The sequence below is a fragment of the Marinobacter sp. C7 genome (assembly GCF_022343555.1).
Taxonomy (GTDB): domain Bacteria; phylum Pseudomonadota; class Gammaproteobacteria; order Pseudomonadales; family Oleiphilaceae; genus Marinobacter.
Window position 1 is genome coordinate 1 of record NZ_JAKQZH010000063.1, and the last position, 572, is coordinate 572.

Consider the following 572-nt stretch of genomic DNA (forward strand, 5'->3'; position numbering starts at 1 on the left):
GTCGATGGCGAGCTATCTCGGCATGAAGGCCGGGCTGAAAATTCTGGGGTCGCCGGAGGGGCAGACCGCCTTCGATGACCTGAAACATCCGACCCGGCCATTCTATTTCGGCAAGCCCTGGTTCTTGCCGGCAGCGGTGAGCTGGTACCGCTTCGTCGACAAGCACCCCTGGGCAGGCGGCAGACCGCATGTCTAGCGGTATTCGGAGAAGGCGGACCTGAGCATACGAAATCTTTGAAAACTCTAAAAAGAGAAAGAGGGAAAAATGAACAGCAGATTGACTTTGACACTGGCAGCAACGCTACTCGCTTCGACGGCGATGGCGCAGGAGAATGAACTGACGGTCGCCTCTTGGGGCGGCTCGTTTCAGGAGGCCGAAAGCAAGGCGCTTTTTGAACCTGCTGCCGAGGCAATGGGCATTGACCTGACGCAGGAAACCTATAGCGGCATGTCGGATGTCCGCCTTCAGGTTCAAACGGGGCAGGTGGCCTTCGATCTGGTCGCCAGCGGAACGGGGTCCGCGGCGCGTGCCGGCGCGGAAGGCCTGCTCGAACCCATCGACTATGATGTCG

The 572-nt window shown here is 59.3% G+C and carries 2 pseudogenes; both read left to right on the top strand.

The features are described from left to right. A pseudogene (locus tag MD273_RS18725) lies at positions 1 to 196 on the top strand (hypothetical protein); the annotation flags it as partial. Between the two features lie 69 nt (positions 197 to 265). Further along, a pseudogene (locus MD273_RS18730) lies at positions 266 to 572 on the top strand (ABC transporter substrate-binding protein); the annotation flags it as partial.